21 protein-coding genes and 1 tRNA gene are annotated in these 23,248 nt (G+C 59.2%); 14 read left to right on the top strand and 8 right to left on the bottom strand.

Annotated features, from left to right (window positions below):
- Positions 1-33 precede the first annotated feature (33 nt).
- The 4 genes from QK296_RS12960 to QK296_RS12975 all read right to left on the bottom strand — a co-directional run bounded on the left by QK296_RS12960 (position 34) and on the right by QK296_RS12975 (position 2,596).
- Positions 34-465, bottom strand: coding sequence for a YqaA family protein (locus tag QK296_RS12960; protein WP_032900682.1), 432 nt, complete (start codon positions 463-465; stop codon positions 34-36).
- Between the two features lie 3 nt (positions 466-468).
- Positions 469-915, bottom strand: coding sequence for a DUF411 domain-containing protein (locus tag QK296_RS12965; protein WP_003191584.1), 447 nt, complete (start codon positions 913-915; stop codon positions 469-471).
- Positions 916-1,008: 93 nt separating this feature from the next.
- Complete coding sequence (locus QK296_RS12970) at positions 1,009-1,467, bottom strand: SRPBCC family protein (protein WP_003191583.1); 459 nt, start codon at positions 1,465-1,467, stop codon at positions 1,009-1,011.
- Between the two features lie 133 nt (positions 1,468-1,600).
- Positions 1,601-2,596, bottom strand: coding sequence for an aldo/keto reductase (locus QK296_RS12975; RefSeq protein WP_282391013.1), 996 nt, complete (start codon positions 2,594-2,596; stop codon positions 1,601-1,603).
- Between the two features lie 116 nt (positions 2,597-2,712).
- Here QK296_RS12975 and QK296_RS12980 point away from each other — a divergent pair, with 116 nt between their 5' ends.
- Entirely contained in the window at positions 2,713-3,624 is a 912-nt protein-coding gene (locus QK296_RS12980) for a LysR family transcriptional regulator (RefSeq protein ID WP_003191581.1), read from the top strand.
- On the opposite strand, the gene QK296_RS12985 is transcribed toward QK296_RS12980, so the two are convergent.
- On the bottom strand, positions 3,621-4,526 hold the full coding sequence (locus tag QK296_RS12985; protein ID WP_282391014.1) for an AraC family transcriptional regulator: 906 nt from the start codon (positions 4,524-4,526) through the stop codon (positions 3,621-3,623). The genes QK296_RS12980 and QK296_RS12985 overlap by 4 nt on opposite strands.
- Positions 4,527-4,629: 103 nt before the next feature.
- On the opposite strand from QK296_RS12985, the gene QK296_RS12990 reads away from it, so the two are divergent.
- Genes QK296_RS12990 through QK296_RS13010 form a run of 5 tightly spaced genes read left to right on the top strand, consistent with a single transcriptional unit; the run spans position 4,630 to position 9,035 of the window.
- Complete coding sequence (locus QK296_RS12990) at positions 4,630-5,190, top strand: carboxymuconolactone decarboxylase family protein (RefSeq protein ID WP_057711816.1); 561 nt, start codon at positions 4,630-4,632, stop codon at positions 5,188-5,190.
- Between the two features lie 39 nt (positions 5,191-5,229).
- Positions 5,230-6,291 (top strand): acyl-CoA dehydrogenase family protein, encoded by a 1,062-nt coding sequence (locus QK296_RS12995; RefSeq protein ID WP_003191576.1) that lies wholly within the window; start codon positions 5,230-5,232, stop codon positions 6,289-6,291.
- Positions 6,288-7,091 (top strand): ABC transporter ATP-binding protein, encoded by an 804-nt coding sequence (locus tag QK296_RS13000; RefSeq protein ID WP_003191574.1) that lies wholly within the window; start codon positions 6,288-6,290, stop codon positions 7,089-7,091. Before QK296_RS12995 ends, QK296_RS13000 begins: the two co-directional genes overlap by 4 nt.
- Entirely contained in the window at positions 7,078-8,277 is a 1,200-nt protein-coding gene (locus QK296_RS13005) for an ABC transporter substrate-binding protein (RefSeq protein ID WP_003191572.1), read from the top strand. The genes QK296_RS13000 and QK296_RS13005 overlap by 14 nt, the downstream gene beginning before the upstream one ends.
- Positions 8,274-9,035 (top strand): ABC transporter permease, encoded by a 762-nt coding sequence (locus QK296_RS13010; RefSeq protein ID WP_003191571.1) that lies wholly within the window; start codon positions 8,274-8,276, stop codon positions 9,033-9,035. Before QK296_RS13005 ends, QK296_RS13010 begins: the two co-directional genes overlap by 4 nt.
- A gap of 50 nt (positions 9,036-9,085) precedes the next feature.
- On the opposite strand, the gene QK296_RS13015 is transcribed toward QK296_RS13010, so the two are convergent.
- Positions 9,086-13,993: a membrane-targeted effector domain-containing toxin gene (locus QK296_RS13015; RefSeq protein ID WP_282391015.1), complete on the bottom strand. Its 4,908-nt coding sequence runs from the start codon at positions 13,991-13,993 to the stop codon at positions 9,086-9,088.
- A gap of 288 nt (positions 13,994-14,281) precedes the next feature.
- Here QK296_RS13015 and QK296_RS13020 point away from each other — a divergent pair, with 288 nt between their 5' ends.
- The gene (locus QK296_RS13020) at positions 14,282-14,476 is read left to right on the top strand and encodes a hypothetical protein (RefSeq protein ID WP_003191569.1); all 195 of its coding nucleotides are present in this window, start codon (positions 14,282-14,284) and stop codon (positions 14,474-14,476) included.
- 10 nt (positions 14,477-14,486) lie between these two features.
- Here the strand turns inward: QK296_RS13020 and QK296_RS13025 are convergent, their stop codons facing one another.
- Positions 14,487-14,867, bottom strand: coding sequence for a hypothetical protein (locus tag QK296_RS13025; protein WP_003191568.1), 381 nt, complete (start codon positions 14,865-14,867; stop codon positions 14,487-14,489).
- Between the two features lie 238 nt (positions 14,868-15,105).
- Here QK296_RS13025 and QK296_RS13030 point away from each other — a divergent pair, with 238 nt between their 5' ends.
- The 4 genes from QK296_RS13030 to QK296_RS13045 all read left to right on the top strand — a co-directional run bounded on the left by QK296_RS13030 (position 15,106) and on the right by QK296_RS13045 (position 19,128).
- A complete protein-coding gene (locus QK296_RS13030; RefSeq protein WP_282391016.1) occupies positions 15,106-17,385 on the top strand; it encodes an acylase in 2,280 nt (759 codons plus the stop codon).
- 214 nt (positions 17,386-17,599) lie between these two features.
- Positions 17,600-17,673: transfer RNA gene (locus tag QK296_RS13035), tRNA-Cys, on the top strand.
- A gap of 350 nt (positions 17,674-18,023) precedes the next feature.
- Entirely contained in the window at positions 18,024-18,743 is a 720-nt protein-coding gene (locus QK296_RS13040; protein ID WP_282391017.1) for an META and DUF4377 domain-containing protein, read from the top strand.
- 217 nt (positions 18,744-18,960) lie between these two features.
- Complete coding sequence (locus QK296_RS13045; protein WP_199520599.1) at positions 18,961-19,128, top strand: hypothetical protein; 168 nt, start codon at positions 18,961-18,963, stop codon at positions 19,126-19,128.
- A gap of 50 nt (positions 19,129-19,178) precedes the next feature.
- On the opposite strand, the gene QK296_RS13050 is transcribed toward QK296_RS13045, so the two are convergent.
- Complete coding sequence (locus QK296_RS13050) at positions 19,179-20,120, bottom strand: aromatic alcohol reductase (RefSeq protein ID WP_034135740.1); 942 nt, start codon at positions 20,118-20,120, stop codon at positions 19,179-19,181.
- Positions 20,121-20,216: 96 nt separating this feature from the next.
- On the opposite strand from QK296_RS13050, the gene QK296_RS13055 reads away from it, so the two are divergent.
- The 3 genes from QK296_RS13055 to QK296_RS13065 all read left to right on the top strand — a co-directional run bounded on the left by QK296_RS13055 (position 20,217) and on the right by QK296_RS13065 (position 23,248).
- Positions 20,217-20,666, top strand: a complete 450-nt coding sequence (locus tag QK296_RS13055; protein ID WP_003191562.1) for a helix-turn-helix domain-containing protein — start codon at positions 20,217-20,219, stop codon at positions 20,664-20,666.
- 122 nt (positions 20,667-20,788) lie between these two features.
- On the top strand, positions 20,789-21,397 hold the full coding sequence (locus QK296_RS13060; protein ID WP_169855868.1) for a LysE family translocator: 609 nt from the start codon (positions 20,789-20,791) through the stop codon (positions 21,395-21,397).
- Positions 21,398-22,264: 867 nt separating this feature from the next.
- Positions 22,265-23,248 (top strand): GlxA family transcriptional regulator, encoded by a 984-nt coding sequence (locus QK296_RS13065; protein WP_044274164.1) that lies wholly within the window; start codon positions 22,265-22,267, stop codon positions 23,246-23,248.

Below are 23,248 nucleotides of genomic sequence, written 5' to 3' on the forward strand. Positions count from 1 at the left end.
CCCGGATGCTCTTTGCCAGAGATTAACGGGGGATTAAAGCCATTGCAGCGTCAGCGCGGCGAGTACGCCATAACGCAGGCTTTTTGCCAGGGTCACCAGCAGCAAAAACCGCCACCACGGCTCACGCATCACCCCAGCCACCAATGTCAGCGGATCACCGATGATCGGCACCCAACTGAGCAGCAACGTCCAATGCCCCCAACGCGCGTAATGGCCGCGAGCCTTGTCCAATTGCCGGGCGCTGACCGGGAACCAGCGTCGCTCTTTGAAGCGCTCGACCGAGCGCCCCAGCAGCCAATTGACCACCGAGCCCAGCACGTTACCCAGGGTAGCGATGGCCAGCAGCAGCCATAGGTTGTAATGCCCGCTGAGCAGCAGGCCGACCAACACGGCTTCCGATTGCAGGGGCAATAACGTCGCGGCGCCAAATGCCGCGGCGAACAGCCCCAGATAACCCATCAACACCGGTCAGTGAGCCGGGTAGTCCGCTACCACCACGTCTTTGCCCTCTCGGGTCAGGCCAATGATTTGATAGGCCTCGCTGCGTCCGTCCATTTCCATGCCTGGCGAACCCAAGGGCATACCCGGTGCGGCAAGGCCCAGCAGGTCGTTGCGCTTGCGCAGAGCCAGGACCTGCTCGGCGGGCACGTGGCCCTCGACGAATTTGCCGTCGATGACGGCGGTGTGGCAGGAGCCAAGGCGTGGCGCGACGCCCAGGCGTTGTTTCACCGCGCTCATGTCGGCTTCAACGTGGTCGCTGACCTTGAATCCGTTGCTTTCCAAATGGCTGATCCACTTTTTACAGCAGCCACAGTTGGCGTCGCGGTGTACGTCGATGGGGATCAGTTCGGCGGCCTGGGCCAGGGTGGTGGTGAACAGGGCACTGAGCAGGGCCAGTCGCAATGGGGTTTTCATCGTGTGTCTCACTGAAGGCGCGGCAATAAGCCGGGCATTCTCCCTGCTTTTGCAGGCATGTTTGCAATGTGACGTCGTTGTAATGTTTCTAAATTATACGAAGCCCTGGTTTTCCAGCCGCTGTTTGAGCCGGTCCAGCGCAATTGACGACAACGCGACCATGCGTTCATGCAAAGACGCCAGTTGCAGTTCAGTCTCATAAGTCAGCACCCGCGTGAACAGCGTGCCGCCCTGATGAGCGCGCAAGTAGTAATGAATCGAGCCATCAACCGCCAGGGAGGTGAAGACGGTCTTGAACTCGCTGGAGCGGCGGGCGATTTGTACGCGGTAACTCATGGGGACGCGTATGCCCAGCAGGTCGATGATTTCGGTAAAACGCGTGCCGACCGGTAATGAGCCGGTGGTGCCGGTGTCGGCGCTGAGGGAGGTGGGGTGCCACTCGTGCCAGCGGTCGGGTTGGGTGACATAGTCGTAAACCGCGTCGATCGGCGCCTGGATGAAGCGCTCCTGACTGATCTGCTCCAAGCGGACCGAATGCTCAGTCGCGTGCATGACACACCTCCTGTGTGGCGGTTTTTACACTAGGAGCTGTGAGCGTAGCCGGACTCCCGCGCTTTGCACGGGAGTCGGCAGGCCGTTCATCAATCCCTCTGAGAACGGCCCGGACGAGGGGGGCCAGCCGGAGCTAGATATCTAGCATGGCCAGCACTTCCTTGGGGTAGCGCAGGCCTGCGGCTGCATCGGCCGGGAAGATCGCATCCAGCCCAGCTAGTTCGTCCTTGCTGAGAGTGATCGATACCGCCGCGACATTCTCTTGCAGATACGCACGCCGCTTGGTCCCGGGGATAGGAATGATGTAGTCACCCTGGGCCAATACCCAGGCCAGTGCCAGTTGCCCGGCCGTCACACCTTTTTCTGCCGCCAGGGCCTGCACCTGTTCTACCAGCCGCAGGTTTTTTGCAAAGTTTTCACCCTGAAAGCGCGGGCTGTGGCGCCTGTAGTCGTCTGCGCCGAAATCATCCGGGCTTTTCAAGGCACCGGTGAGAAAACCTCGGCCCAACGGGCTGTACGGCACAAACGCGATGCCCAGGCGCTGGCAGGCAGCGAGGCAGCCGTTGTCTTGCTGGTCACGGCTCCACAGCGAATATTCACTTTGCAGGGCGCTGATGGGATGGACCTTATGCGCACGCTCCAGGGTAGCGGCGGATGCCTCGCTCAGGCCCAGATAGCGCACCTTGCCCTGTTTCACCAGGTCGGCCATGGCGCCGACGGTTTCTTCGATGGCCACGTCGGGGTCGATGCGGTGCTGGTAGTACAGGTCCAGCGTATCCACCCCCAGGCGTTGCAAGGTGCCGTCGATGGCATTGCGGATATAGTCGGGCCGGCCATTCACCCCGCGCACTACGGGGTTGGCAGGGTCGCGCACGATCCCGAATTTGCTGGCCAGGAACACCTGGTCGCGCTTGCCGGCAATGGCCTTGCCGATCAGTTGCTCATTGGTGTGCGGGCCGTACATGTCAGCGGTATCGAGAAAGTTGACGCCCAGCTCCAGGGCGCGGTGCAAGGTTGCGGTGGCTTCGGTGGTATCGGCGACGGGCGTGTAGAAATCGGTCATGCCCATGCAGCCAAGGCCAATGGCAGACACATGCGGGCCGTTTTTACCGAGTTGTCGAGTGTGCATAGGGAAGCTCCTTGTGATGAGGGGCCCATTGTTACCCTTGAAAAAATGCGGATAAACCCGCTAAAAGTGCTATCACTGTTCGTAATATCTTAACAATCTCCCATAGGAGCATTCTCTTGGACCGTTTTAACGCCATGCGCGTGTTCACTCGGATTGTTGAATTGGGCGGGTTTGCCAAGGCCGCCGACAGCCTGCAATTGCCACGCGCCTCCGTGACAATTCTGATCAAGCAACTGGAGGCCCATCTCGGCGTGCAACTGCTGCAGCGCACCACGCGCCACGTCAGCCCGACCCTGGATGGCGCGGCGTACTACCAACGTTGCGTGCAATTGCTGACTGATCTTGAGGAAACCGAGGCGGTGTTCTCCACGCGGCGCCAGAACCCCCGTGGCACATTGAGCATCGATATGCCCTCAGGCATTGGGAGCTTGATTGTGATTCCGGCTTTGCCAACGTTCACCGCGTTGTACCCACAGATCGAGTTGGAGATCGGCCTCAATGATCGGCCAGTGGATTTGATTCGCGAAGGCGTCGATTGTGTGTTGCGCGGTGGTCCGGCCTTGGATGAATCGCTGGTGGCACGACCCTTGGCAATGATGGAACAACTGACGCTGGCCAGCCCCGCGTACCTTGAACGCATGGGCACGCCCAGCAGCCTGGAACAGCTGGCTGGTCACCAAATGGTCGAGTACATTTCCAGTGCCAGCGGCAAACGGTTTGGCCTGGAATTTGTGCTGGGCAGCGAGTTGCGCCCGGTCAACCTGTCGAAGGTGGTTGCCGTGAACAGTTCCGCCGGTTACTTCGCTGCGTGCGAAGCCGGATATGGGCTGATCCAGGCGCCTCGATATCACGCCCTGCGTCAACTGGCCGAGGGCACGCTAGTGCAGGTACTGGCCGATGTGGCAGTGCCGGAAATGGCGCTGACCGCGTTATACCCACCCCATCGGCAGTTGTCGCAGCGGGTGCGGGTGTTCGTCGATTGGCTGGTGCAATTATGCGCGCGGCCCGGCACGGGTTTACAACGCTAGGCTTGCGCCCTGCGATAGGCCCCTGGCTGTTGGCCGGTGACCTTGTGGAAGGCTCGGGTAAACGCCGCCACCGATTGATACCCGGCTGCGAGGGACACCTCGGCCACGGTCTGGTCCGCCTTGAGCAGTTCACAGGCGTGACGCATACGGATCATCAGCAGCACTTGCCCAGGTGACTGCCCGCACAATTCACTGAACCGTTTAAAAAATGCCGAGCGCGACAGCCCGGTACGGGCCGCCATGCTTTCCAGGCTCCAGGGCTCGGCCGGGTGTGCGATCAATTGCTCCAGCAAAGGCGCGAACGCCGGTGCCCGACCCAATGCGGCCAGGCCGCCAAGCTCGGTATTGTCGATCACTTGCTGGCGCAACACGTATAGGAACAACAGGTGGCAAAGGCGTTCAAGCAGCGCGGAAGAGGGCGCTGGCGTACGTGCGCATTCTTGCAGGATCAACTCGAAAAGATTGCGTGCAGCCGCAAGCGACGGGTCGCCAGCGCGCAGGATGATCCAGCTGGGCAGGGTGTCGACAATCAGCGTCGACAAGCCGGATTGGAAGTGAAAGAAACCGCAGACTAATCCCACACCGTCCGTGGCCGTGCTGTCGAGGGACAGCATCTGCCGGCGTGGGCACTCTTGGGCGCCTGCCGCCGTGGCGTGCCCGGACAGCCGAAAGGCAAAATCACGCAGCAGAAACACCGCGTCACCATTATTCAGGTGTTGGGGCGTTGGATCGCCGTCGATATGCAGCCAGCATTCGCCCTGCACGATCAAGTGGAAGCTCGCCTGTGCCAGGCCATGGGTGCTCGCGTGCCAGTCACCGCAATAGCGGCCGACGTGAAACAAACTGGTGTTGAGTTCGAGGCTATCTAATAACCAATCGACAAGAACATCGGACGAATTCATCTAATGGAAAGACTCAAGAGCAAGTAATCGCTACTTTAGCCTATTGAGCGCTTTTTTTAGAACCAACAGACTGGGGCATTCAAACCCAACAGGAGACCACTCCATGTCCCGTGTACCGTTGCTCACGCCTGAAACCGCCCCGCAAGCGGCCAAACCCTTCCTGGAAAACGCGCTCAAAGGCTCGGGTTTTATTCCTAACCTGCTGGGGGTACTGGCCAACGCACCCGCCGCGCTGGAAACCTACATCACCGTCTCCGGCTTGAATGCCAAGGCAGAACTGAGCCTGGCCGACCGTGAAGTGGTGCAATTGATTGCCGCCACCAGCCACGGGTGTGATTTCTGCGTCGCCGGCCACACGGCGGTTGCCCGCAATAAAGCCAAGTTGCCAGAGGAGGTGATCGAGGCCTTGCGCCGCCGCGGTGAGTTGCCCGACGCGCGCTATGAGACACTCGCTGCCTTTACCCGTGAAGTGATTGCCACCCGTGGGGATGTGAGTGACGCGGGCTTTGAGGCATTCCGCGCTGCCGGCTACACCGACGGCCACGCGCTGGAAGTCATCCTGGGTGTCAGCCTGGCAACCCTGTGCAACTTCGCTAACGTGTTTGCCCGCACCCCGCTGAACCCGGAACTGGCGCAATACCGTTGGGAAAAACCGGTCAACTGATTCGGCGTTGGCCCACCTGCTGTAAAAGGAGAGACATGAATGCTTGACCCAATCTTGAGCCGTTGGCTCGATGTTCAAGCGCAGGCCCTGGACGTGGGCAGTTGCGATCCACAGGAAGTGCTGCCGCGGCTGGCAGAAGCCAATATTCTGAAAATCGGTGTGCCCACTCAATTGGGCGGCCTGGGCGGTGATGTGGCGGGGGCGGTCGAGGCCATCGCCAATGTGGCCAGCCATTCCCTGGCGGCGGCGTTTGTGTGCTGGGGCCAGCGCTCGTTTATCGAGTACTTGCTGCAGAGCCCCAATCAGCGCCTGCGCGAGCAACTGATGCCAGACCTGCTCAGCGGCAAGTTGGCCGGCGCCACCGGGCTGTCGAATGCGATGAAGTTTCTGTCGGGTATCGAGACGTTGCAGATCAGCGCCGAGCCCAACGACCACGGTTGGACACTTAACGGTCGCCTGCATTGGGTGACCAACTTGCGCAAGAATGGCTTTGTCGCTGCAGCGGCCATCGAGCATGCGGGCGGCGGCGCGCCGTTTATCCTGGCGATTCCGGATTCGGTGGCCGGGTTACAGCGTTCACGCGACCTGGAGCTGCTCGGGCTGCAATCGAGCAACACCGCAGCGCTTGGCCTGGAAGGCGTGGAGCTGAGTCGCGAGTGGTTGCTGCACGAGGATGCGCGCAAGTTTTTACCGGCGGTACGCCCGGCGTTCCTGGGCTTGCAGTGCGGCATGTCGATTGGCTTGGCCCGGCGTTCGCTAGCCGAAGTGGCTCACCATTTGGGTGCCAGTCGCACTGTGCTGCGCGAAGAGTTGGAAGCCCTGCGCGTGACCCTGGATCATCTGGTCAGCGAGCTTAAAAACGGGCTGTTGGCCGGGCGTTTTACCGCCGAGCCCATACCGCTGTTCAAGCTGCGCATCGCCTTGGCTGAAACCGCCGCCAGCGCCGTGCAGCTTGAACTGCAAGCCAGCGGTGGCAAGGCCTATTTGACCGCCCATGGCAGCGGCTTTGCCCGGCGCTGGCGCGAGTCGGCCTTTGTGCCGATCGTAACACCCAGCCTGGTGCAACTGCGTACCGAGCTGCATCGCCAGGCCAATCTATGAGCCAGCCGGTATTGACGGCCCAGGGTATTTGCCTGGGGTATGGCAGCGGGCCGGTGCTGCAAGGCTTCGACTTGCACTTGCAACCGGGTGAAGTGGTGTCGATCCTGGGCCCCAGCGGCGTGGGCAAATCCAGCCTGCTGCGGGTGCTGGCCGGCTTGCAGGCACCTCAGGCTGGCCGCGTGCAGGTGTTGGGCGAACCATTGAGCGGCCCGCATCCGCGCGTGGTGGTGGCCTTTCAAGACCCGAGCCTGCTGCCTTGGCTGACCCTGGAAAAGAACGTTGCCTTCGGCCTGGATTTCGCCCGCCAACCGCACTTGAGTGTTGAAGAGCGCCGCCGGCGTGTCGACCACGCCATTGCGGCGGTAGGGCTGGAACCTGCGCGCCAGCAGTTCCCGGCGCAATTGTCCGGTGGTATGGCCCAGCGCACGGCATTGGCTCGCTGCCTGGCGCGTCAGCCGCAAGTGTTGCTGCTCGACGAACCCTTCGGCGCGCTGGATGAAGTGACTCGCGCCGATATGCAGCACCTGTTGCTCAAGGTCAATCGTGAGCAAGGCTCGGCGGCCGTATTGATCACCCACGACATCGACGAAGCACTGCTGCTGTCGGATCGCATCCTGCTACTGGGTAACCGCCCGGCGCGGACGTTGGGTGAGTGGGTTATCGACTTGCCACACCCTCGGGAAGAACAGGTCGAGGCCATCGGCGCACTGCGTATCGATATTCTGAAAACCTTACGGCAGGCGAGCCGCCCTCAACCCAACCCCCTTGAACAACAGGAGATTAACTATGTGTCTGGATGACTTGACCCACTCGCGCCGTGATTTTCTCAAGCTGTCGGCGGTGCTCAGTGCCGCCGGCGCCTTGCCGTTGTTGAGCAGCCTGCAAGCCCGTGCCGCCAACGAGCCCGATGCGCCGGTACGCATCGGCTATTTGCCTATCACTGACGCCACGCCACTGCTGGTGGCCCACAACAACGGCCTGTTCGAAGCCGAAGGCATCAAGGCCGAGCGCCCGGTGTTGTTGCGCAGCTGGGCCCAGGTGATCGAGGCGTTTATCTCCGGCCAGGTCAACGTGATACACCTGCTGTCACCCATGACCGTATGGGCGCGCTACGGCAGTAAGGTGCCGGCTAAAGTCGTGGCGTGGAACCATGTGGGCGGTTCGGGCTTGACCGTATCCCCAGGCATTACCGACGTGAAGCAACTGGGCGGCAAGTCAGTGGCGATTCCGTTCTGGTACTCGATCCATAACGTGGTGGTGCAGCAACTGTTTCGTGACAACGGCCTCACGCCTGTCACCCGTGCCACCGGCAGTTCGATTGCCGCCAATGAGGTCAACCTGATCGTGTTGCCGCCCTCGGACATGCCTCCGGCCCTGGCCAGCAAACGCATCGACGGCTACATCGTCGCCGAACCGTTCAACGCCTTGGCAGAAAACCTCAAGGTCGGTCGCGTGCAGCGCTTTACCGGCGACGTGTGGCGCAACCATGCCTGCTGCGTGGTGTTCATGCACGAACACGACCTGACCAACCGTCCGCAGTGGTCGCAAAAGGTAGTGAACGCCATCGTCAAGGCCCAGGTGTGGACCCGCGACAACCGCGAAGAGGCGGTAAAGCTGCTGTCCAAGGATGGCCCGAACCGCTACACGCCCCATGCCGAGCCGGTGTTGAGCAAAGTCCTGGCGCCTGCGGCCAGCGACCGCGCCGGCTATGTTGCCGACGGCGCAATCCAGCACGCCAACTGGGACGAGCATCGCATCGACTTCCAACCGTACCCGTTCCCCAGCTACACCGAAGAACTGGTGCGGCGCTTGAAGGACACCTTGATCGAAGGCGATAAAAAGTTTCTCGCAGACCTGGACCCAGCCTTCGTCGCCAAGGACCTGGTGGACGACCGTTTCGTGCGCAAGGCGATCGAAGCCGTGGGCGGCATGCAGACCTTCGGTTTGCCGGACGGCTATGAGCGGCACGAGGAGATCGGCGTTTGAACAACAGCAGAATCCCCGGCTGGTGGCTGGGGCTGAGTGGCTTGGCGGGGTTGTTGGTGCTGTGGTGGCTGGGCGTGAAAGTCTTTGGCGAGGCCGATGGCCTGTCGGCGCGCTTTTCCCTGGCGGCCACCGCGAGCAGCCTGTGGGAATTGCTCGGACGCAGTGAGTTGTACCTGCACATCGCCGTCAGCTTGAAGCGTATTTTTGTCGGGTTGTTTCTCGCGTTGTTAGTGGGAGTACCCCTCGGGTTGCTGGTGGGCAGTTCGCGTAACCTGGAGGCGGCGACAACGCCGGCGTTCCAGTTTCTGCGGATGATTTCGCCACTGTCGTGGATGCCTATCGTGGTGATGCTCATGGGCGTGGGCGACCAGCCTATCTACTTCCTGCTGGCCTTCGCGGCTGTCTGGCCGATCATGCTCAACACCGCAGCCGGCGTGCGTCAGCTCGACCCGCGCTGGTTGCAACTGAGCAAGAGCTTGAGCGCCACGCGTTGGGAAACATTGCGTCGGGTGGTCATTCCTGGCGTGGTGGGGCATGTGCTGACCGGCGTGCGCCTGGCCATCGGTATTCTGTGGATCGTGCTGGTGCCCTGCGAAATGCTCGGGGTCAGCGCGGGCCTGGGGTATTACATCCTTGATACCCGCGATCGTCTGGCGTACTCGGAGTTGATGGCGATGGTAGTGGTCATCGGGTTGCTGGGGTTTGCACTGGATGCGTTTGCGCGTTGGGTGCACCAGCGGTGGGTGCATGGCGGCTGATGATTTTGATCGTTGCCTGCGTGCTGCGCAGGCAACTATTTAACGTGTTGTCAGGTTGCTGGCGAATAGATTTGCAGGTCTCCCGCCAGATCGTTGTCAGCGTTCAGGGTGCCCATCGGCCCCGGTTTAATATCCTTGGAGTTCGTGCCGTAGCCCACCTTCATGCCTGTTCGTTCGTAAACACCGATACCGATCCCTCCGGTCGCCTCAGCCAGGCCGGTGACGCCTTGAGTGGTGTTGATGTGCTGGCGTCCTACCAGGGCGACCACTTTGCCTTTGTGTTTGTGTTGTTCAATGACGCGTGCCGCGTAGTAGTTAAACTCCTTGAGTCTTTTCAGGTTTCGTTGGGTTGTGCTTAGCTTCGTGTAAGCATTCCGGTCATGTCGGTGACGCGTCAGATAAAAGTGATCGAGTGGTACGACTTCTATTCCGGCGTCTTGGAATTTTTTGATCAGCGTTTGCAGATTGTATTGAGGGTGAGCCGGTCTCAGGTTGGGGCCTGTATGGCCCATGCCATCGTCCTTGAGTAATCCACGGTTGTCATAGACGACACCCTCAATGCCGACCACCTTCACATTTTTGCGTTTGAACAGCTCTATGCTCGCGTCAATTTCGCGGAACATGGCCAGATGCTGGTGGCTCTCCCCAAATATCACCACATCCGAATTGTCCAAGGCTTTTTCAATCAGGTCGGGCACTTTCTCGTAGGGTTTCGTTTCCGGAATCGTGGGGCGGTTCGGTGGGTCTAAAGGGTCCAGTTTTTGATGGAAGTCATTCATTTCTGCTTCGAATCGTTGTTCTGTCGGTTTCCTCCGGCTCGGTGTGAAATGGCCTTCGTTGGGACGGCCTTTAATGTGTACGACGTATTCTTCTTTGATGGAGTCCAGATGATCGGTTTTGTTTACGATCACTGGTGTTGTTGGCGTTCTTGCATCGATGTTCGGCGTTTTTTCGATGGGTTTTTTGTAGGGGTGAAATCGGCTGTTTTGACGAGCGCTCACTTGCCCACGGGGGGAGAAGTCCGCGCGGGGTGAGGGTGGCATCAGTGTATGCACCGGATCGAAATCCTGAGGTGCACCGAAAGCTTTCTGTTTATGCGCATCGTATGCATACCAACGCCCATCCCGCTTGACCGCCATGCCCTCGACACTGTTCCCGCTGACTTTAAAAGTGCCCGTTGCGGCCGCCTCATAGCGGCTTGCGGCGCTGATCAGCGCTTCGCGGTTTGCGGTACCCTTGAGGGAGCCCACCAGGCCGGCTATCGCTTCTGTGCCTTCGTAAATGGTTTTGCCCGCGCCTTTTAGCAGATCGCCCACGCCGTTTAACGGGTTCAGCTCCTTGAGCAGAGACGGCACCATGATTTTCGTGACCTTGAGCGCCTTGCTGACCGCAGATCCAGCAGTACCCAGCACTTTGCCAATCTTGGCCGCCATGCCTACGCCAGCAGTGACAAAACCGAAAACGTCAAAGGCGACGTCCGTGATGCCTTCCCCATAGTTGCCCTCCATGAAGTTGACGATTGCAGAACGGAAGGGAATAAGGTTGAGGAAAAACTCTGTGACGTGGGTCAGTATTTCTTGGTTGCTCTCAAAGGTCGTGGTTCCCGCGGCGGCTTTCTTGATGGCTGGGTTATCCAGTTCCAATGCCTTGATCACCGAGTCGGCAATATGATGACTGCGCGGGTTGATGAGCATATAAGGCTGCTCAGCGGTGGAGGGCTGTTCGCGATCAAGTTCACTTTCCTTGAAATCACTGAGGTCGATTCGCGAAACCGGCACGGGTTTGTTCGGGAGAAAATCGAGCAGTGTTTGCCAGCCGTCAACGCGTTTGGCATTGGCTCTGTCTGGATAGAATGGCTCCTCCCTGATCAACTCATTGGCAAACGCTTCGGGGGCTTTCGGTGTTTTTCTCTTGCCCAGACTTCGGACAACGCCGTTTACGGTGTCGAACTCATAGGTGGTTGTTTGCCCGTTGTGTTGCGCGGTCACCAGTATGGTCGGGCTGGTATGAAACAAGGTTTCCCCTTTGAAGGGCATCCAGCTGACCCTGTAGCTTTTTTCTTGAAAGTAATTGAGTTTGCCTTGGGTGAGGTTTTTTCTATCTTCGGGCGGCAGATTGCTGAGTGCGTTGAGGATGGACGTTTTCTTGACGGTCTTATGGTTGTCCAAGGCGGTTGAAAAGGCATCCTCAAACGCGCGCTGAATATTGAATGACGCACCTTTGGTGAAGGCAATTATCGCATTGAGATCCACACCGGTATTTTCTTTGGTGAGTTCCCAGCGACCGTCCATGACCCGTTCTTCCATGACGATTTCCAGCAGTGATCGCGGATTGGAGGGTGTATCGCCATTGTATTTGGAAAAAATCTTGAGCTCGAAGTCCATGCCGGGGCCGAATGTCTTCAGCAGCAGGTCCAGCGCCATCTGTTTACGGCTTGGGAAACTCCCGCCGATTAGCGACGAGGCTTCCATCAGTTTATCGAGTTGAGCTTTGAACAACGTCTGGGCTTTATCCAGGTCGGCTGGCTGGTACAGCGCATCGTCCTTGGCCGGGAGAATGTCATTGGCCACTGCCCAGTCCAACATCGTTGCGGCTTGCGCAGAGGCGGGGGCGGCGCCTGCTGTGTCGGCGGTGATCATCACTTCGGCAAACGACATAGTGGCCACCCGGCCTGGGGTTTTGGCTTCAATGGCTGCCGTCGCCATGCACAGGTTTGCCCACGCGGTGCTGCCGTACACCACGGAGTCAGGGATGTTCTTGACCAGCAAATGCGGGGCTGCGCGGCTGAGTAACAGGTGTGCAGCCGCCCCTGCCAATTCCGGTGATTCGCGCCCTGTATCAATCAGGTGTTGGCGCAGGCTGTAGACGATAGTCGACAGCCGTTGGCCCCAATGTTTTTTGTCTGCCAGGTCGAAACCCGCCACATGGTTTCGTTGGGGCGCTGTCAAGGATTCGGGGTCTAGCAGCAATTGAATTGCCGCCAGTGCGTAGTCGTTTGCGCTGGAGTCCGTGGCAATGCCATTCATTTTGGTTTGCATGGCCTGGCCCAGCGCCTGGCCATCCTTGGAGCTGATCAGGGTTTCGAGCACCTTGACCGGGTCCTCCAGTGTCTGCTCGGAGAGATGCAGGTTTCTGCCCAGATGTTCCAGTACGCCGCGCTTGGGGATCTCCTGTGGTAACTCAGGATCGCTGTGCACATGCTCGACGGCGGCCATGCGCAGCGTCTGTTGTTGGCCGGCGTCCAGCGGGATCGGCCAGGACAAGCCTCCACTGAAATTGCCCAAGGGGTGTTGCTGTGCTCGCGCTTTTGCGGTTTGCGCCAATGCCAGCAGTTCATCCCTGGTCTTGGGCAATGGCAAGCCATGTTCAGTGATGAAGGCTTCAAGGCTTACGGACAGGCCAGGTACCCTTATATAGGCTTGGTAATGGGCGGAGTCTGGCGCGATATTCATCGGTGTTTTTTTCAGAATGGCCGACACGTCGCGCTCTGTGGGGGTTTCTGACAAGGCCTGGGCGGACTCGTTGAGTTTTTGCGCCAGGTAGCGCCAGTTTTTTTGATTCCCCAGGTTTTGATCCAGCGCCTGGCGTGCGTCAATGCTGCGTGATGGGCTGTCCAGCCATTGCTCACGAGCCTCCAGAGCGCTGCTGCCGTCGAAATGCGGCCCCAGGTCAGCGGCGTGATGCACGTCCGCCTCAGTCAATAGGTGTCGCCAGGGGTCGACCAGTTCCGGTTCGACGCTTTGCCGGTCATACAGCGCTTGCAGTGCGTTGACCACCTGTTGGCGCTGGCGCGCCAGCAACTGCGGCACGCCTGCGGCGATAACGTCGGCCTCTACCGGGGAGAGGTTCTGGCTCAATTGATTTTTCCAGTCACCCCTCAGGCCTTGTTGAACCTCTATTGGCAGGCTCAGTAACAATTGCTCTGCGGCATCGGGATCGTCGTTGATACGTTGACGCAGCGCCGCAAGTGCCTTGGCCGGGCTTTCGAATGTTTCATAGCCATCGCGGGGGGTGTAGAGCACTGTCAGCCCGTGCTGTTGGCCAGGTGACAAGGTGCGGTCGGTTTGCGCACTATCGAATGGGCGTGCCGCTGACGCCCCGTCGCTGCTGGTGATCAGGAAGGCGCCCGCCAGCAGGCTGCCGGCGGGGCTTGGTACCTCGAGCTTGAGCGGGTACACACCAGGCCGTTCTCCATCTCTCATCGCGCTTTCCCGAGCCTCCAGGGTCGGATACTCGAGCGTCTTGTCGATCAACGATTTGGCGGCAGGCGTCAAAGCGCCGTCCTCCACTCCCAAGGCTGCCAGGGTGGAAAGCATCTCGCGGTGGATACCCAACAACTCGTTTTGGGGTGACTCAGGGTTGGGTTCGCCCGTGCGTGGCTCGGTCCAGAATCGGGCGAGGCTCAGGGGCAGTTCTTTTTCGATGGCTTGTGCAATTGAAAGCAGGGTGTCGCGAGTCTGCAATTGCTGGGGGCTTTCGCTTGGCGAGTCGCTGCGGTAAAAGCCGACTTCCATGCCGACGATACTGGTCGAGGGCTCAGCGTCCGGAGATGTCTTGAGTTGGCGCAACGCATTGAATAGCGCCTCGGTGATGCCTTCTACCGAGACCAACTTGCGCTGGCCCTGCTCATCGGTGTGATAGCGGTGTACATACAGCGACGAGACGTCCACGGGCGGCGCAATGCCTAAACTGCGGGCGAGTTGCTGCTCGATAACGCTGCTGAGCGTCGGCTGGCGTAGCAGCAGTGCCTGGATGTCCTGATTGAGTTTCTGGTATTGATTGAGCAACAGGCGTTGATCAGTTATTTGCAGGCCCTTGATCAGGTCAGAGCGATTCGCGCTGACTGGTGCAATGGCCTCCACCTCAGGAAGGGAAGGGCCGTGGACCTCAGATGCATGAGCAGTTTCTTCGGTGGAGACGTCACGACGCGGGCGAGGGTGAGTGATACCTATAATCAAGTGGGCTAGTCCAATGGCTTTGGCCCACGCGTCCTGATGATAGTTCGAGGGATGATTCTTCCTTAGTTGGGCCTCGAATAATTGGTTTGAAGGTGTCGGAAGGTTCCGAATCCAGCCCGAGCGATGCTGTAAATGAATATGTACGACCGATGTCGCAGGACAAGCCAAAAATTTTCATCGCCTGTAACATACGATGCTGCCGACCTCGCGCCATCCCCGTACGCGGGTATGTGCCTGGCCTGTACGGCGATACACCGTGGTTACATTCTTAAGGTTCAGGAACTTGTCATGACCCAAAAGCAACGCTTGAAATATTCGCTTCTGATTGCCCTGGCGGTACTGGGCGCGATGTTTGGCCTGTCTTATCTGCAAAACATAGGCGTGATCAGCGAAAAAACCTTCCAGTACCTGGCGATCGCGATTGCCGTGGTCGTCGTGGTGATCAACGGCATCATGCGCCGCAAGGTCAAGCCTAACTTCTGACGGGCATCAGTCAGGCACGGCTTTCAAGGACCTTGGCAGCCTCTTCATGGAGGCTGTAGCTCTTGTCAGCGTTCAGGGTGATCACGCCCTCGCTGCACAGACGCTTGAGCACCTCGCGCACGCTGAGAAACGACAACGGAATGCCCAGTTCCAGCAAGTGGCTGTGCACGCCGCGGACCCCTAGGGTGCGCTGGTTGTCGGCGGCGGTGAGGAGGGCGTCGATGACCTTCAGCCGGATGAGGCTGGTGCGCAAACCGAAACACTTGAGCAAATGGCGGATGCGCTGGTTGCCCTGCTGTTCGGGCGCGTTGCCGAACGCCTGTGTGCCTTTGCCAAAGTGAGTATCTGTGGCCTTTGAATGTCCATCCGTGGGCACTTGAGGGTTATACATGCAAAAACTCCTTTTCAGAGCCTGATCAGGAAAAAGATGGTGCTCTTGAGTAATAAGACGAACGAGTGACGCAAATCATGAAACGGCGGATGTAGAAAATTTGTCGGTATCGGGTTTGTCACTTTTCAAGCGCTGACGATATACAGCCGTGTGCGGCTAAATTATTCCGGTCGATGTGCGTTCTTACGGTGGGGTAACCATCCCTTGTGAGGGTGTTCAATTTGACTGTGGAGTCGGCGTGATTATTTCCAACGGGTTGTCCAGAGTGGGCGTGGCAGGGCTGTTGCTGGGGCTGAGCCTGGCCGCATCGGCACGGGAACAAATGACGCAGGCGTCGGCGGATATCCGCCGTACCAGTTATGGCGTGCCGCATATTCGCGCCGTTGATGAGCGTGGCCTGGGGGTGGGTATGGGCTACGCCTATGCCCAGGACAACCTGTGCCTGTTGGCCAATGAGGTGATCACGGTCAATGGTCAGCGCGCCAGGTTTTTCGGGCCGGACCAAGCGACCCTGGAGGAGCGCAACAACCTCGCCAGCGATGTGTTCTTCAACTGGCTGAATACACCCGAGGCCGTGGCGGCCTTCTGGAAAGCCCAGACGCCAGCGATGCAGCAGCGCATCGAAGGGTACGTGGCTGGCTACAATCGTTATCTAAAGGAGCAGGGCGCCCCCGCGCAGTGCCAGGCCGCGTGGGTACGGCCCTTGGTGAAGGAAGACCTGGTCAAGTTGACCCGTAGGCTATTGGTGGAAGGGGGCGTCGGCCAATTCGCCGAAGCCTTGGCCGGGGCAGCACCACCCCAAGCCACCGCCGGCATGCAATCCAGCGCCAAAGCCTTTGCACTGGCCGCAGCCAACCAGCAACGCTTTACCCTGGACCGAGGCAGCAATGCCGTTGCCGTGGGCCGTGACCGCTCCTTCAATGGCCGTGGCATGCTGCTGGCCAACCCGCATTTCCCTTGGGTGGGCGGCATGCGTTTTTACCAGATGCACCTGACCATCCCTGGCCAGTTGGATGTAATGGGCGCCGCACTGCCAGGGTTGCCCGTGGTGAACATCGGCTTCAACCAGCATGTGGCGTGGACCCATACCGTGGACACGTCCAAACATTTCACCCTGTACCGCCTGACCCTCGACCCCAAGGACGCCACCCGTTACCTGCTGGACGGCAAGTCCATCCCCCTGGATAAAACGGCGGTAACGGTACAGGTCAAGCAAGCCGACGGCAGCCTCAAGGCCGTGACCCACACCGTCTACAGTTCACAGTTCGGCCCCGTGGTGCAATGGCCCGGCAAGCTCGACTGGGACAGCCGCTACGCCTTCAGCCTGCGCGACGCCAACCTGGGCAACGACCGGGTGCTGCAACAGTGGTACGCCATGAACCGCGCCGGCAGCCTCAAGGAATTGCAAACCTCGGTGCACACCCTGCAAGGCATCCCCTGGGTCAACACCCTGGCCGCCGATGACCAGGGCCAGAGCCTGTACATGAACCTGTCGGTGGTGCCCAACGTCAGTGCCGCCAAGCTGGCAACCTGCAGCGACCCACGGGCCGGGTTGCAAATGATCGTGCTCGACGGCGCCCATAGCGCCTGCGCCTGGGACATCGACCCGCGCGCGGCCCAGCCCGGTATCTTTCCGGCCGACCAGTTGCCCCAACTGCAACGCACCGACTACGTGCAGCACTCCAACGACTCGGCATGGATGGCCAACCCCAAGGCGCCCCTGAGCGGCTTCTCGCCGGTGATCAGCCAGGACAACATCGGCCTCGGCCCGCGTGCGCGCTTCGCGCTCCAGCGCCTGCAAACCCTTGAGAAACAGCCGATCAGCGTCACCGACCTGCAAAACATGGTCATGGACAACGAGGTGTACCTGGCGGGCCAAGTCATGCCCGATCTGCTGACGTTCTGCGCCAAACACCTCGGGGCCGACGCCGCTGCACTGCAACCACTTTGCACCAGCCTGAAAAACTGGGACCAGCGCGCCAACCTCGACAGCGGCGTGGGCCTGGTGCACTTCATCAACCTGATGCAACACCTGCAGCAAATCCCCGACGCCTGGCGCGTGGCCTTCGACCCGGCCCACCCCCTGACCACCCCAAGTGGCCTCGCCATCGACCGTGCCCCGGTCGCCAAAGCCCTGCGCGAAGCCATGCTGGCCTCCAGCGCAGAGGTCGGCAAACTGGGCCAGACCCGCTGGGGCGACATCCAAGTTTCCGGCCAAACCCCCATCCACGGCGGCCCGCAAGAGCTCGGCATCTACAACGCCATGCAAACCGTGCCCCGCGCCGACGGCAAACGCGAAGTCGTCAGCGGCACCAGCTACCTGCAAATCGTCACCTTCGACGACAAAGGCCCCAACGCAGTCGGCGTACTCGCTTTCTCCGAGTCCAGCAACCCGGCGTCCGCCTACTCAAAGGACCAGACCCAAGCCTTCTCCGAGAAAAAACTGCGCCCATTGCCCTTCACCGAGGCCCAGATCAAGGCCGACCCGCACTACCAAATCCACACGGTGAAGGAGTAGGGCAGACGCGCAACCCATTGATGCCAAGGCAGAATATTTTTTGAAATCAAGGGGTTGCAGGCCTAGGCAAATGAGTACATAATGGCGCCCATCGAACGCAACGAAGCATTAAAAACTTCAATGTATTCAATGAGTTAGAGTAGAGGCACGCTTCACATAGCCCACTCAAGTTTGTATGCGGTGAATGTCAGCAACAAGGGCATTGATCGTTTGAGGCCGAGTAGCAAAATGGTTATGCAGCGGATTGCAAATCCGCCTACGCCGGTTCGATTCCGACCTCGGCCTCCACTCTTAGAAACCCCGTAGGTTAACGTCTACGGGGTTTTTTATTGCCTGGGATTTAGCAATACCGCCACCGACCTCATTGCGTGAAACTGATCGAAGCAAATGATGTCCGATTGCTATCGGCCAAGGACGAGGTCCGCCAAGCGCGCATTGGGTCTACGCTCATTAAAGCCTCAAACGACCTCCTCACGCCGTTTTAGCCGCGCGCTTATCCTGCCAGCGCAGAATAACGCCCGCACTCATCAAAGCTGACAGAGTGAACCATGAAACAAAAAATTCTTCTTGTAGCCGTGTGTGCTGCACTCATCCAAGGCTGTGCCGCCCCTTCCAAAAGCCATGAAGAATCACCTTCGATGCCAACTACCTCAGCCGTTGTAGCCCAGCCAACCTTATCTGCTTACGACTGGAACCTGGTCTCGGCAACGGATGCGTCGGGCAAGCCTCTCGTGGCGATGAACAAAGGCATCGAGCGCAAGTTGCGTGTTGCCTTTGGTGACAACAACCTGAGCATCAGCGGCGGCTGCAATCGTCAGTTCGGCGGCTATCACTATCATGACGGGGTTCTGAAGGTTCAGCCACTGGCCTCTACGCTGATGGCCTGTGACAAGAGCCTGATGGACCTTGACGCCCAGGTAGGGCGGCTGTTCAAGGGCGATCTGCGCGCTGTGATCACCGGCGATAACAGGGCGCCGATGCTGCAACTGACGACAGCAGACGGCTCGGTGCTCAAGTTGCAAGGCGAGGCCACCCCGCAGACCCGCTATGGCAGCGAGGGTGAGGTCAAGTTTCTGGAAGTGGCGGCCAAGACGGTCAAGTGCAGCCACCCTTTGATCCCGAACTATCAATGCCTGCAAGTGCGCGAGCGCCGCTATGACGACGCGGGCCTGCAACTGGCTACCCAAGACACCTGGCATCCGCTGTACCAGCCTATCGAAGGCTTTGTGCATCATGACGGCGTGCGCACTGTGTTGCGGGTCAAGCAGTACGAATGGAAGAATCCGCCAGCGGATGCCCCTTCGACTGTCTACGTGCTGGATATGGTGGTCGAGCAGGACGCTTCTGGCAGCAAGTAAGCTCGCGCAAACCCCGTAGATTAGCGTCTACGGGGTTTTTTATTGGCTGTGATTTACCCGTTTTTCGACGAGTGACAGGTCTAGATCAAGGGTTCTAGGTCGAACGGGGGTTGTCACGTGCGGATTTGCCGACTACCCTGAAAATGTTTGAATTATTACAAACAATTTCGGTGTGACTGTTTTTTAGGTCACACGGCTTCAGGACGAGGAACGAAAAATGTTTTCACATGAAGGTACTGCACTAGAGCTGTTGGTCTTGGTTTTTGGCGTCACTGGGGTGTTGTTGGTCGCCTGGTTTATTCACCATCAATACGAGTTCAGGTCGCGCAAGCATGTAAAAAAACAACATGCCTCTGGCCAGCAGCGTGAAGCTCAAAGCCGCTAACCGTCCCTTCACCTGTGCCAGCCTTTACGGCTGGCCTCAGAATCCGGCTTTCAAAGGTCTGCAAGGTTTTCCCGAGCCCACTGCTCGGCAGTGGTGACCGGAATCGACTGTTGCTCGTTGAAGGTGGCCGCCTTAGGCCAGGCCACACCTTTGCCTTGTGCGAATACGGCACGGTACTTCTTGATGTGGTGTGTGGGGTCTTGCTCCAGTGCCTGCATGAGGTAGTCAACCGTCCACACGTTGCGCTTGAACGAACGATCCAGAACACGCTCCAGCATGCTCGCAACCTGCCCATACGTCACGGTGTCGCCGGCCAGGTAGACAATCTGATTGCGCAGGCGCGGTTCGAAGAACACGATTTGCGCTGTCAGCGTGCCGATGTCGTCTGGCGTGGTGAGCGTCACGCTATTCTCCAGACTGCCCAGGGCGTTGACTGTGTTGTTGTCGAAGTCGACGACCTCGAACACCGGCTCGAACAGGAAGCTGGTGAACATGCCTGTCGAGATGATGACCCATTCAGTGTTGTCCTGGGCGCGCAGCAACTCGCGCACATCGAGCTGAGCATCGAACAGATCCTGGGGGCTGCCCCGGCCAATCACTTCGAAATCCACGCCGAACTGCCACGGGAAGTAGCGCTTCACGCCGGACTTGAGCGCGGCGGTCGCCAGCTTCATCGGGGTTTCGCGGCCCGCGACCATGCCCGCGCAGCCGATCACGGTATCGAAGCGTGCGAAGACCTTGGCAAGTTGATCGATTGAGTCGTTCACCAGGTCTGCGGCGACCATCTGAATGCCCAGGCCGCGCAGCTCATCGATCTCTACCTTTTTTTCGGGCACTTGCGTGTTGATGGTCGACTCCCTTAGCAACACGCTGAGGGTGGAGCCGGGCGCGCGTTTGGCCTCACGCGCCAGATTGCGCAAAACCGGCAGGCCGAGCTCGCCGGCGCCTAGAACAAGGATCGATTGAGAGGGAAGTGGGGTCATTTCAGGCATGATTTCTCCGCAGACCTGTTGGCGATAAGATGAGTTCATGCTGGCACGATTCGGCAGCGCTCATAAGAAGGCACACGGGTGATACCAGGGGTAGAAATGACCGATCATGAAACGCTCAGCCAGGCAGAAGTTATCTGCCAGTCGCTCAGGGAAGAAGACGATGGCGTCAGGCGTGAAGTCCTGGCTCACGCCGGTAGCCGCTGGTCACTGGGCATTTTGCATGCCTTGGGTGTGTACGGTGCGATGCGTCATGCCGAGATAAAACGGCAGATGACAGGTGTGACTCAGCGCATGTTGACCAAAACTCTACGCGCCATGGAGCGCGATGGTTTGTTGGTTCGGCGCGAGTTCGGTGAGATTCCGCCCCGCGTCGAGTACGAGCTGACGCCCCTGGGCCGAGAGCTTTTGATTCGCATGTCGCCTATCTGGACCTGGGTGGTGGAAAACGTGGAGGACTTTCGCAAGGCTCGGCGTATTTTCGACAGTCAGGAGGGCAAAAAACCGGCGTGGCAGGTTCCCACACCGATTCCCGATGCGCCTCGGTAAGCGCAACTTCTCGATGAAGGCTGTGCAAGTGTATGCCTCGATCCACCCCTAGCTGTACGGGGCGCAGCGCGCCATAACCCACTACTGTCGCAGGCACATCACCACCGCTTGGATGCCGCGCCATGATCATGTCTACCAGCCTGTTATCAGCCTTCGTGCTGTTCGCTTTTGTTTCTTCGATCACCCCAGGGCCCAACAACACCATGTTGCTGGCCTCAGGCGTGAATTTCGGCTTTCGCCGTTCGATGCCCCATGCGCTGGGAATCAGCATCGGCTTTATGCTGTTGGTGATCTGTGTGGGGCTGGGCTTGGGCGAGGTGTTCAAGGTGTTCCCGTGGGCCTACACGCTGTTGCGGTATGTCGGCGCTGCGTATTTGTTGTATCTGGCGTGGAAGATTGCCAATGCGGGCGGCATGTCTGACAACCCGGATGAACACGGCAAGCCGATGACCTTCCTCGGTGCGGCGGCCTTCCAGTGGGTCAACCCCAAGGCGTGGATCATGGCGCTGGGGGCGATCACTACCTACACGCCGGCCGAGGGTTATGTGACTAATGTACTGGTGATCGCCCTGGTATTTGCAGTGGTCAACCTGCCGAGTGTGTGCGTGTGGGTGGGGTGTGGCAGCGGCTTGCGCAACTTGCTGCGTGAGCCGCGCTGGTTGCGGATGTTCAACTGGTCCATGGCCGGGCTGTTGGTGCTGTCGCTGTATCCGATGCTGTTTGTGGGCTGAGGTGGCATAGGTAACCACGATGCGAAGCGAGTCGCTCTTGATCTTGCTCTGCTTGTGATCTTGATCTCAGGCGCCCCGTTAAACCCCGCTGGCCGGAATTCGACAGGGATTTGGGGGGTAAACCGGCAGGGATGCCGGTTTAGCCGCCCCGCGCCATGGATGGCGCGTGGCGGCGGCCCCCCAAATCACTGGCGGATTACGGGCACACCGAGCCCAAGCGAGGTGCCGAGTGGTGGGGCAAGAGCCCTTTGGTTACTTTGGGCTGGGCCGGCATTCCGGCTTTTCCAAAGTGACCCGCTGTCAGAGCGGAACCCCAAGTAGCCGTTACCGCTGGAATGGATATGTACTCGGTATAACAGTGTCGCCTGCCAGGCCGCCTTCGCGAGCAAGCCAGCTCCCACAGTTGGATCGTGGGGCGTCAGGTAGATAAGCGTCGGGTATGAGGCCGTCATGGGAGCAAGCTCCCTCGCCACAGGGGAAGTAGCGCGGGCTTAGACCGGTGAGATGGTCGCCAACATACCGATACCAATGGTCAACACCAAAAAGCCAAACAGGAAAATCGCCATCTTGGTCATAAGGCCTCCGAGGGGAAGGGGACGACAGGAATGTCGGGATGGGGCTATTGTCCGCCTCAAGCGGTTTTCAATACAGGCGCAGATCGAAAAGAAAAAACCGTATCAGATCACCGCGCAGCGCCTGGGCCGTGGCTTTTCAAGCAAACAGTTTTTATCAAGATCAGCGCCATGGCCGCTACCCGCCCTGAGCGTCACCTGAGACAGCCACTGCATTTGCCCCTAAGATAGCGCCCACTGCACAACAATAAGCGTGGGCCGACCCTCGATGGAAAGACGCCAGTTCAGCGGTGGCATGCAAGGCAAGAACCTGCGCTACCTCAGTGATAACCCCCAGCAATCAACCTCGGTCACCCGTGTCGGTTTCCTGCTGCTCGAACACTTTTCGCTTCCGGCCTTTACCCAGACCCTCGATACGCTGGTGACCGCCAACCTGTTGCGCCCCGATCTGTTCGCTACGCGCACCTTCGGTTGGGGTGAGGGCGAAGTCATCAGCGACCTGGGCCTGGTCATTCGCCCGGATGCGAACCTGATGCTGGCGACGTTGCAGGACTTGGACCTGTTGGTGATCTGCGGTGGTTTTCGCACCGAACTCAAGGCCAGCGAGCCATTTATCCAATGGCTGCGCAGCGCGGGTGAAGCGGGCGTGCGCCTCGCCGGTTTGTGGAACGGCTCGTGGTTCCTCGGGCGTGCGGGGCTGTTGCAGGGTTACCGCTGTGCCATCCACCCCGAACATCGCCCGGCGCTGGCCGAAGTGTCCAAGGCGGCGCAGGTCACCAGCGAACCCTATGTGATCGACCGCGACCGCCTCACTGCGTCCAGCCCCTCGGGGGCTTTCCACATGGCACTGGACTGGATCAAGAGCTTGCATGGCAAAGCCTTGGTCGAAGGCATCGAAGATATCCTGGCGTTCGAAGAGTCGCGCTACCGCCGTATCAAACCCACCGAAAATATGTGTGTCAGCGCGCCGCTGCGCGAGGTGGTGAAGCTGATGGACGCCAACCTCGAAGAGCCCCTGGAACTCGATCAACTCGCCGTCTACGCCGGCCGTTCCCGCCGCCAGTTGGAGCGCCTGTTTAAAGAACAGCTGGGCACCACGCCGCAGCGCTACTACATGGAACTGCGCGTCACTGAAGCGCGACGCCTGTTGCAGCACACCGAGTTATCCCAGGTGGATGTGCTGGTGGCGTGCGGGTTTGTCTCGCCGAGCCATTTCAGCAAATGCTACAGCGCTTATTTCGGCTATCGCCCCTCCAAGGAGAAGCGGTTGGTCAAGTAG

Source organism: Pseudomonas sp. AL10, assembly GCF_029960685.1.
In the GTDB taxonomy this organism is placed as follows: Bacteria; Pseudomonadota; Gammaproteobacteria; order Pseudomonadales; family Pseudomonadaceae; genus Aquipseudomonas; species Aquipseudomonas lactis.

Excerpts from the sequence above, each read along its gene's own strand:
- QK296_RS12965 (WP_003191584.1), bottom strand. The coding sequence starts at position 915 with ATGAAAACCCCATTGCGACTGGCCCTGCTCAGTGCCCTGTTCACCACC.
- QK296_RS12970 (WP_003191583.1), bottom strand. The coding sequence starts at position 1,467 with ATGCACGCGACTGAGCATTCGGTCCGCTTGGAGCAGATCAGTCAGGAG.
- QK296_RS12975 (WP_282391013.1), bottom strand. The coding sequence starts at position 2,596 with ATGCACACTCGACAACTCGGTAAAAACGGCCCGCATGTGTCTGCCATT.
- QK296_RS12985 (WP_282391014.1), bottom strand. The coding sequence starts at position 4,526 with ATGAATTCGTCCGATGTTCTTGTCGATTGGTTATTAGATAGCCTCGAA.
- QK296_RS12990 (WP_057711816.1), top strand. The coding sequence starts at position 4,630 with ATGTCCCGTGTACCGTTGCTCACGCCTGAAACCGCCCCGCAAGCGGCC.
- QK296_RS12995 (WP_003191576.1), top strand. The coding sequence starts at position 5,230 with ATGCTTGACCCAATCTTGAGCCGTTGGCTCGATGTTCAAGCGCAGGCC.
- QK296_RS13000 (WP_003191574.1), top strand. The coding sequence starts at position 6,288 with ATGAGCCAGCCGGTATTGACGGCCCAGGGTATTTGCCTGGGGTATGGC.
- QK296_RS13005 (WP_003191572.1), top strand. The coding sequence starts at position 7,078 with ATGTGTCTGGATGACTTGACCCACTCGCGCCGTGATTTTCTCAAGCTG.
- QK296_RS13020 (WP_003191569.1), top strand. The coding sequence starts at position 14,282 with ATGACCCAAAAGCAACGCTTGAAATATTCGCTTCTGATTGCCCTGGCG.
- QK296_RS13025 (WP_003191568.1), bottom strand. The coding sequence starts at position 14,867 with ATGTATAACCCTCAAGTGCCCACGGATGGACATTCAAAGGCCACAGAT.
- QK296_RS13040 (WP_282391017.1), top strand. The coding sequence starts at position 18,024 with ATGCCAACTACCTCAGCCGTTGTAGCCCAGCCAACCTTATCTGCTTAC.
- QK296_RS13045 (WP_199520599.1), top strand. The coding sequence starts at position 18,961 with ATGTTTTCACATGAAGGTACTGCACTAGAGCTGTTGGTCTTGGTTTTT.
- QK296_RS13050 (WP_034135740.1), bottom strand. The coding sequence starts at position 20,120 with ATGCCTGAAATGACCCCACTTCCCTCTCAATCGATCCTTGTTCTAGGC.
- QK296_RS13055 (WP_003191562.1), top strand. The coding sequence starts at position 20,217 with ATGACCGATCATGAAACGCTCAGCCAGGCAGAAGTTATCTGCCAGTCG.
- QK296_RS13060 (WP_169855868.1), top strand. The coding sequence starts at position 20,789 with ATGATCATGTCTACCAGCCTGTTATCAGCCTTCGTGCTGTTCGCTTTT.
- QK296_RS13065 (WP_044274164.1), top strand. The coding sequence starts at position 22,265 with ATGCAAGGCAAGAACCTGCGCTACCTCAGTGATAACCCCCAGCAATCA.